At 70.1% G+C, this 8,517-nt stretch carries 8 protein-coding genes; 3 read left to right on the top strand and 5 right to left on the bottom strand.

Going from position 1 to position 8,517, the window contains the following annotated elements; all coding sequences use genetic code 11:
• Window positions 1–164 precede the first annotated feature (164 nt).
• Complete coding sequence (locus tag WA670_RS34195; RefSeq protein WP_336160349.1) at window positions 165–581, top strand: hypothetical protein; 417 nt, start codon at window positions 165–167, stop codon at window positions 579–581.
• Here WA670_RS34195 and WA670_RS34200 read toward each other — a convergent pair.
• Window positions 547–2,907 carry a penicillin acylase family protein gene (locus tag WA670_RS34200; RefSeq protein ID WP_336160351.1) on the bottom strand — a complete coding sequence of 787 codons (2,361 nt, stop codon included), beginning with the start codon at window positions 2,905–2,907 and terminating at the stop codon, window positions 547–549. The two genes, WA670_RS34195 and WA670_RS34200, sit on opposite strands and share 35 nt — an antisense overlap.
• 293 nt (window positions 2,908–3,200) lie before the next feature.
• Window positions 3,201–4,457 (bottom strand): aspartate aminotransferase family protein, encoded by a 1,257-nt coding sequence (locus WA670_RS34205; protein ID WP_238607787.1) that lies wholly within the window; start codon window positions 4,455–4,457, stop codon window positions 3,201–3,203.
• Between the two features lie 87 nt (window positions 4,458–4,544).
• On the opposite strand from WA670_RS34205, the gene WA670_RS34210 reads away from it, so the two are divergent.
• On the top strand, window positions 4,545–5,447 hold the full coding sequence (locus tag WA670_RS34210; RefSeq protein ID WP_336160354.1) for a LysR family transcriptional regulator: 903 nt from the start codon (window positions 4,545–4,547) through the stop codon (window positions 5,445–5,447).
• Here the strand turns inward: WA670_RS34210 and WA670_RS34215 are convergent.
• Window positions 5,444–6,397 (bottom strand): NAD(P)H-dependent flavin oxidoreductase, encoded by a 954-nt coding sequence (locus tag WA670_RS34215; RefSeq protein ID WP_336160356.1) that lies wholly within the window; start codon window positions 6,395–6,397, stop codon window positions 5,444–5,446. The two genes, WA670_RS34210 and WA670_RS34215, sit on opposite strands and share 4 nt — an antisense overlap.
• A gap of 47 nt (window positions 6,398–6,444) precedes the next feature.
• On the opposite strand from WA670_RS34215, the gene WA670_RS34220 reads away from it, so the two are divergent.
• Window positions 6,445–6,783, top strand: a complete 339-nt coding sequence (locus WA670_RS34220; protein WP_037810336.1) for a winged helix-turn-helix transcriptional regulator — start codon at window positions 6,445–6,447, stop codon at window positions 6,781–6,783.
• Between the two features lie 34 nt (window positions 6,784–6,817).
• Here WA670_RS34220 and WA670_RS34225 read toward each other — a convergent pair whose 3' ends face one another.
• Both WA670_RS34225 and WA670_RS34230 read right to left on the bottom strand, forming a co-directional pair.
• Window positions 6,818–7,585 carry an LPXTG cell wall anchor domain-containing protein gene (locus WA670_RS34225; RefSeq protein WP_336160358.1) on the bottom strand — a complete coding sequence of 256 codons (768 nt, stop codon included), beginning with the start codon at window positions 7,583–7,585 and terminating at the stop codon, window positions 6,818–6,820.
• A 3-nt stretch (window positions 7,586–7,588) separates the two neighbouring features.
• Window positions 7,589–8,158: a papain-like cysteine protease family protein gene (locus WA670_RS34230; RefSeq protein ID WP_439098632.1), complete on the bottom strand. Its 570-nt coding sequence runs from the start codon at window positions 8,156–8,158 to the stop codon at window positions 7,589–7,591.
• Window positions 8,159–8,517: the final 359 nt, after the last annotated feature.

Consider the following 8,517-nt stretch of genomic DNA (forward strand, 5'->3'; position numbering starts at 1 on the left):
ATCCGGCTTCGCGGTCCACTGTGCACCACGAAACGCCGGATTCCCGCCGCCGCGGGATAGGAGTGGGTCCAGCCCCACCCCCTTGTGCGGCCAGACCCATACCGGGCCGGGCCGCGGCTTCCTAGCGTTGCTGGCACAACGGAAAACCACAAGGGAGAACAGCGATGCAGACCATCGAACGCCCCGCCGTACAAGACCGGTTCGGCTTGACGAAGAAGTTCGTCGTGGCCTACGGAGCGATGGGCGCGGCCGTCTTCGGCACGATCGTCGCGCTGGCCGTCGTCGACGGGAGCGCGACCGGCTTCATGTGGACGCGCTCCGCACTGGTGCCGGTCAGCGCCGCGATCATGTACTGGCTGGTCACGCTCGCGGCGAAGGGGTCACGCCGGGCTTATGAGCGGGCCCGGTTCGTCTCGATCGTCGCTCCGATCGCGCTCGTCGGCGTCGACCTGATCCCGGGTGCGTGCCCGGTCTGGTTCCTGCTGCTGCAGACCGCCTGTGCGGTCCTGCTGGCCGGAGCGGCGGTCCCGCTCGTCCGGATGCGGGCTAACTTCCCGAAGCGGACCTCGGAACCAGCCTGATCCGGGTGTCGAGGTTGCGTTCGACGGCCGAGCGGCTCGAGAGCAGGGGGAACGAGCCGCCGGACGCCCACAGGTCGTTCAGGTCGCGGTAGTGCGGGCTGCGCGGGTCGCCGGACTGGCCGGGCGCGTTGATCGCCCGCGACGCGTCCCAGTCGCCGACGTCGAGCGCCATTTTGAAGGTCGCGCCGTTGAGCTGCTGGTAGGTGAACGGGTGGAAGAACGACGGGTGGACGGTCTGGTAGTCGCCGCCGACCGAGTTTGGGCCGACGTTCGGGCCGCCTGCCGGGTGCACGAATTCCTGGTGCTGCAGCGCGCCCCAGCGCCACTTCGCCGGGTCGCTGCCGAGTTTTCCGGCGACGTCGCGGAAAGCGAGCTGGAGAGTGTCGAGGATCAGCTTGTCGCGTTTGGCCGCGCCGCCGGGGCCGAACCACGCGTCCGGGTCGGCGAACGAAGCGAGCACCAGGCTGAAATCCGGATTGATCGTGCTGGCCAGGACATCCGCGGCGGCTTGCGGGAGCGTCGCGTGCGCCCAGCCGCCGTGGAGGTACTTCAGCAGCCAGGTTTCGTACAGCGGGGCCGGTGCGGAATCCACCGAGGCGACGCCGTCGAAACCGCGCAGCACTTCGAGCGCCTTCGCGGTGTCCGGATCCGTGGAGGAGAGGTTCCGCAGGAACGGCGCGAGCCGGGGTGCCAGCAAGGACTTTTCGTCGCGCTGGATGGCGAGCGAATCGGCGACACGGGCGCGCGGCGTGGACCTGATCAGCTCGTCGATCCGCTCCTTGCGGTACGGCTGCTGCCATTCGTAGTTGGACACCACCGGGAAGCCCGGCGGGAGGTTGTAGTCGTTGGCGGAGGCGAAGAATCCGGCAGGCGGATTGTGCTGCCACGGGAGTTCGGAGTTGGCGTGGAACCCGTTCCACTCGTAGCGGCCGTCGCCGGGGACGGGCAGCAGGCCGTCGTAAGCGGTCCCGGTGCGGCGCGGGGTCAGGGCACCGGGGACGTAGCCGATGTCGCCGTGGACGTCGGCGTAGACGAGGTTCGAGCCGGGCGTGCCCCACTCGCGCATTCCGGCGGTGAATTCGGTGAAGTTGCGGGCCCGCTGGTAGTTGAGGCTGCCGAGGTAGGCCGCGCTGCCCGGTTCGGTCCAGACGGTGCGCACGGCGAACGCCCGGTGGGCCGCTTCGTCGACCTTCACGATCGGGCCGTGCCGGGTGAAGGACAGTTCGCGGGTCACCGGCTGGCCGCCGAGCACCGGGATGGTTTCGGTGAGCTTGGTGATCGGCTCCCAGCCGCCGCGGTAGCGGTACCGGCTGTGGTCGGCGGGATCGAGGTCGTAGACGTAGAGGTCGGTCTGGTCGACCGGCAGGTTCGTGAGGCCGAACGCGACGGAATCGTTGTGCCCGATGGCGATGCCCGGGTTCCACGGCTCGCCCGCGCCGGTGAGGTTCAAGCCGGGCGCGGAAAGCTGGGCGACGTAACGGCCGGAGGGCAACGAGTCGGAGCGGCGGTGCGGGTCGCTGGCGAGGATCGGCCGTCCGGTGGCGGTGCGGCCGGGGCCGATCGCCCACGAGTTGCTGCCGCTGGTGGCGTCGGCGATGTCCCTGTCCGAGGCGACGCCCTTCGGGAACGTGACGCCGGCGGTCGCCTTGTTGTACACGGAAAGCACGTCGCCGGGGATCGAACAGGGGTCGAGGCCTTCGGGCACCGCGGGCTCGTGGTCGGGGTGCAGGCTGCGGAGGTATTTGCTCGCGCCCGGCCCGGCATGGCACACCATTTGCGCGCGGGCGACCTCCCAGGTGAGGTTCTCGCCGATCGCGTGCGAGCGGATGCGGACGATGTCCTCGGGCTGCCAGCGCGACGGCTGGTAGCCGAGCCTGGCGAACTCCGGCGGGGCGGCCTCGGGGTGCTTGGCGAGCCAGTCGAGGTAGGAGTTGATCCCCGCGGCGAACCGGGTGGCGGCGAGTTTGGCCTCGGGACCGTAGGAGGCCCATTCCTTCTGCATGTCGCCGCGGTAGAGGAAAAGCCGGGCGGCGCGGTCCTGGTCCACATAGGACTCGCCGAGGACCTCGCTGAGCAACCCGAGCCCCCGGCGGCGCCAGGTGTCGAGCTGGAAGAGCCGATCGCGGGCGACGGTGAATCCCTGCGCGTAGAACAGGTCCGCGGTGTTGGCGGCGTAGATGTGCGGGACGCCCCACTTGTCGACGAGCAGGTCGACCGGGCGGGAAAGACCGTCCAGCGCGACGGTGTGCCCGGCGTTCGCCGACGCGGCCGGGGCGGTGCCGAGCAGCGTCAGAACGAGTATCAGGACGGTAGCTTTGGACCGCATTTCCCCACCCCCGGCAGCAGCGTTGACCCCGCGCACGCTAATCGCGGCGAGCGCGGGGACCCACCCCTGAACCGGGACGAGTAGGGGGAACCGGACTTCGGGGGCCGTACTGTGCCCGAACTCAGCCACGGGAGCGGTACCGCGCCCAAGACCGTCGGCCAGCTGGTGCCAGGGCAGCGGCTACGGGGTCGTCCTCGCGGGGACGACCCGCGAGTTCGTGACCGTCGCCGTGGACACCTGCGACCTCGCCAAGAAGGCGGCGGCCGCCGTCGCGGGCCGCGTTCCGCGCTGAGCTACGAGACGTCCCCGATCGCCTCGTCCAGAATGGACAGTCCGAGGTCGATCTCGCTGTCAGCGGCGGTCAGCGGCGGCGCGATCCGGAACACCCCGCCCATCCCGGGCAGCTGCACGATGTTCATGTGCAGCCCGAGTTCGAGGCACCGCTGCGTCACGCGCGCGCCGAGCTTGTCCGCGTCCGGGCCGCCGCCGCTCAATTCCAGTCCAGCGAGCAGGCCTCGGCCGCGGATCTCGCCGACTGCCTCGTGCCGTGTCGCGATTTCGTCCAGTCCGGTGCGCAGCCGGGTGCCGAGGTCGCGGGCGCGTTCGTCGAGGCGGTCGCGGATCAGGACGTCCAGCACCGTGTTCCCGACCGCGGCGGGAAGCGGGTCCGAGACGTGCGTGGTGAAGAACAGGTACCCGCGTTCGTGGGCTTCCTGCTCGATTTCCGCGCTCGTCAGCACCGCGGCCAGCGGCAGTCCGGCGCCGAGCGTTTTGGACACCGTGAGGATGTCCGGGACCACGCCGTCGTGCTCGAAGGCGTACCAGGTTCCGGTTCGGCACAACCCGGTCTGTGCTTCGTCGAGGATCAGCAGCATGCCGCGTTCCCGGCATTTCCGTTGCAGTGCCTGGAAATAGCCCGGCGGGGGAACGAGGATCCCGCCGGAGCTGAGGATCGGCTCCACCAGGCACGCGGCGAGGCTGCCGACCGACTGCGCGTCGATCAGGTCGAACGCGAGGTCCAGCTGGTGCTCCCAGTCCGCACCGGGCACCGGGATGGCGAAGTTGCCCGGCGCGCCCGGACCGTAGCCCTTGCGGCCCGCGCTGTAGGTGGCGCTCGCCGCGGCCTGCGTCATCCCGTGCCAGGACCGGGCGAACGAGACGATCTCGTGCTTGCCGGTCACCAGTTTGGCCATCCGCAGCGCGGCCTCGTTGGACTCGGCGCCGGTGGTGAGCAGCAGCGCCTTCTCCAGCGGGGCCGGCAGCGTTTCCGCGAGCCGCCGGGCGAGGTCGACCACCGGACGGCTCAGCATCCCGCTGAACAGGTGGTCGAGCTTCGCGGCCTGCTTCCGGACGGTCTCGACGATCTCCGGATGCGCGTGCCCGAGGATCGCGCTCATCTGCCCGGACGTGAAGTCGAGGATGCGCCGTCCGTCCTCGGTGAAGACGAAACTGCCCTCGGCGCGGTCGATGATTTCGCCGGTGAACGAGCCGGGGCCGGCGTAGCGGACGAGGTGCCGGTCTACGTCGGACCAGAAGGTGTCGGTGGCCATGGCTTCGACGGTAGGGCCGGATCGAGCGCCGCGTCCATCTCACAGTTTCCGCTTGCCTGTGCGATGGCGTCGAACAACGATGGGGGCATGTTGAACCCGTGGCGGCTGCGGCTGCTGAGCCGGCTCGCCGTGCTGGGCACCGTTCGCGCGGTCGCGCAGGACGTGAATCTCAGCGCCTCCACGGTGTCGCATCAGCTCGCGCTGCTGGAGACCGAAACCCGCACCCGGCTGCTGGAACGCACCGGCCGCCGCGTCCGGCTGACGCCCGCCGGGGAGAAACTGGCCCGGCAGGCGCGGGCGATCCTCGACCATCTCGACGCGGTCGAGGCCGAACTGCGCGGCGACGAACCGGCCGGGCTGGTGCGGATCGGCGCGTTCCAGAGCGCGATCCACACCTTCGCGGTGCCCGCCGCGACCCGTCTCGCGCAGGCTTATCCGCGGCTGGAAACCGAACTGGCGGAACGGGAACCGCACGAAAGCGTCCCGGCGCTGCGCGCGGGCGACAGCGACGTCATCATCACCACCACCGATTTCGTCGACCTGCCCCTCGGTCCTGACCTCGAGATCATCCGGCTGGCGACCGATCCGATCGTGCTGGTCACCGCGCTCGACCGGCCGGAGCCGCCCGGGCCGGCGGTGCTCGCGGACTACGCGGGCGAACCGTGGGCGCTCGACATTCCCCAGTCCTACATGGCGACTCTGACGCTGCGGCTCTGCCGTGAATCGGGCTTCGAGCCGCGCGCGGTGTGCCGGTTCAGCAATTACCTGATGACGTTGCAGCACGTCGAGGCCGGGCTGTCGATCGCGCTGCTGCCCGGGCTGGCGGTGGATCCGCGGTACCGGGTCGCGACGAAAGCGCTGTCGACGCCGGTGACGCGCACGATCGTCGCGGTCACCCGGCGCGGATCGCCGCGACGGGCGGCGGTGAACGCGGTGCTCGACGCGCTGCAGCAACCGGTCGAGCTTCCGGCGGCGGTGAAACAGGTTTAGCCGACGAGGTCCGCCATGATTTGCGCGGCTGGAGCGACGTTTCGGACCAATCCCGCGGCTTGCCCGGCGTAGTGCGCCAAGGCTTCGAGGTCTCCGGTCATGCCTGGCACGGGAATCATGTCGTCGTAGCGCTGCCACGGGTTTCCGGACGCATCCGTTGCTACGACGTCGCCTTCGCCGGGGCGGTCCGTGCGCGGTTGGCCTGCCGCTTCCCATTGCGTGAGCGTGGAATTGCGCAAGACGCGGTGCGGCGCGTCGGGCCATCCGCCGTCGAAGCAGCGGGTGTGGACGGCGTCCTCGAGTTCCGCGGCGAGCACGGCTTCGCGGTAGGAATCGTGGGTCGCCGCTTCGGTCGCGGTCAGGAATCGGGTGCCCAGCCAGCCGCCTTGCGCGCCGAGGGCGAGTACTGCGGCGAGCCCGCGTCGGTCGGCGATTCCGCCCGCCGCGAGGACGGGGATGGGACCGACCGCGTCCACGACGGCGGGCACCAGCACGAGGGTCGACGCTTGGCCGCGGACGTGTCCGCCCGCTTCCCAGCCTTGCGCGACCACGACGTCGACGCCTGCTTCCGCCGCCTGTCGTGCTTCGGCGACCGAGCCCACGGTGTGGATCAGCCGCGTGTCCTTCGCGCGGGCGGCGACCTTGGCGGGGTCGCCCCAAAACGTCGAGATGATCGGGACATCTTCGGCGAGGCAGGCGTCGAGGACGTCGTCGATCGGGAAGTCGAGCACGAGGTTGACCGCGAACGGACGGTCGGTGCGGCGGCGCACCTCGCGGATCCGGCGGACCGCCTCGTCCGGGCTGGTCCAGGTGAGTGCGAGGGTCCCTAGCCCGCCCGCGTTCGAGACCGCCGCAGCGAGCGCCGGGGTCGAGGCGGAGCCGATCGGGGCCTGCGCGATCGGCACGTCGATGCCGAGCGCGGCGCAGACCTGCTTCGGAAATCGAATCATGGCGGCCGATGTTAGTGTTTCGGAAATCGAAGCACAAGGAGATTCGGATGGCGACGCCGAAGCCGGGACAGCCGGTCCGGGGCTCCACGACCGGCCGTCCGCTGATGGCCGCGCTCGACCTCTTCGGGCGGCGGTGGTGCCTGCGGATCGTGTGGGAGCTGCAGGTCGGCACGCTCGGGTTTCGCGCGTTGCAGCAACGGTGCGACGGGATGTCTTCGAGCGTGCTGCGGCAACGCCTGGTCGAACTCGGCGAGGCTGGTTTGGTGCACCAGACCGGCGAATCGCATTACGCGTTGACGACGCTGGGCCGCGAGGCGTTCGACGCGCTGCGGCCGCTCGTGTCGTGGGCGGATCGGTGGGCCGCGTCGCTCGACGGCGGCGAGTGATCGGCGGCAGGGGCGGACCCCTGCCGCCGACGGATCACTTGCTGTGCTGGGAACGGCGGCGCAGGAGGAACGCGCCGCCCGCGGCTGCCGCGGCCACCCCGCCGATGGCGAGCGCGGTGGCCGGGCTTCCGTCCCCGCCGGTGTTCGGGGCGGTGACGGCATAACCGCCGCCCGCGCCGGTCTTGTCATACGTCGAGCCGGGCAGCTTGTCGCCGTAGCGTTTCTGCAGTTCGGCCCGGTAGCCCGCCACGGTGACGCGGGTGCCTGCCGGGACGCCGGAGACCGCGCCGTCGAGGACGGTCACGGTGTCGCCGTTGACCGAGTACCAGGCGTTGACCTGCGGTTCGTGCAGCAGGTAGCCGCCATGCGCGGCCGCCGCGTGGACCTGTTCGTCGTTGCCGGAAGCGACGTTGATGACCTGCCATCCGGCCTTGCTCGGCTGCGCCCACACGGTCGCGGCGCGCCCGTCGGCGAGGTGGGCCGGAGACGCGACGTACGCGAGGGCGGCCGGGACGTCGGATTCGCCGTTGATGAACGCCGCGGTCGGTTCGTAGACCGGGATCTGGGTGTTGGCGTCAGCCGCGGCCCGAGTGGCGTGCGCGGCCGCCGGCGCCGCGCCGGGGAACTTGGTGTGCGCGAGGCGGGCGGCGGTGTCCGGGCTGGCGAGCAGACCGGAGATCGCCGCGGTGTCCGAGGAGGACGGTCCGGTCGGCGACTGCGCGGCGGACGCCGGGTTCGCGGCGAACACGGCGGCAGCGATGGCTCCCGATGCGACAGCGGTGCGGAGGATGGTTCGCAGCATGAGTCAGCCCACCATTCCGTAGACGGTGTGGGTCCAGGCGAATTGGTTGTTGGAGACGTAGGAGCTGTAGTTCATCGAGTTGTAGCGGTTGTTCGACGGCCACGGGTCGCCGTATTCGACGATGCTGCGGCCGTTGGAGTCGTCGTAGCCGTAGAGGACGTGCATGTGGCCGCCGCCCGACGTCCAGCCGATCCGCGTGCCGATGGGCTGCCCGGCGTCGATCTGGTTCTTGATGCCGGAGAAGGAGAGCCGGTAGCCGTTGGAATTGTAGGAGCCGACACTGCGGAACCCGAGGTAGCGGAAAACTCTTTGCTGGTCGCTGAGATAGCCCTGGTTGTTCGCGCAGTCGCTGCCGGACTCGTTGTGCGCGATCTGGCAGAACCGGGTCTGGGTCAGGGAATAGCCCCAGTACGCGGCGATGGTGTTGCCGCTGGCGTCCCAGCACCACTGGTCTTTCTGCTGGGCCTGCATCGAGATGTTCGTTTCGCCCGCGTCCGCGGCGGCGGGAACGGCGAGCGCGGCGGCCGCGGCGGTCGCGACCGCCGCTATTGCGCGCAGAATCGAAGAACGCACTTTCACGGGATCCTCCAACGGGGAAGCCCGGCCGGTCCGGGGAATTCCGGACCGGTGGGGAAGGGGAGATGCGCCGCGAACGGTACGCGCGCGAAGTTTGCGGCGACTACCGACTAACGGGGGTATTCCGTTGCCGAAGTGCCGCGGCGGATATTTCTACGCCGGTCGATTATTTGTGCGCCCGGCGTCGACTTTAAGGGAATTCATCCCGGAAAGCATTCGGCAATCCGACTTTCGTAGGGTGTTTTTCCGTTGAATCCCGCCCGTCCTTCGTCGGCCGCCGTTCCGGCGACCCGGCGGCCGGATCGCGCCGAGGCCGCCCGCTGACCCGGTTCGCCCGCCGCCCGCGAGGGGGCGGA

This window comes from Amycolatopsis sp. VC5-11 (assembly GCF_037034185.1).
GTDB classification, from domain to species: domain Bacteria; phylum Actinomycetota; class Actinomycetes; order Mycobacteriales; family Pseudonocardiaceae; genus Amycolatopsis; species Amycolatopsis nivea.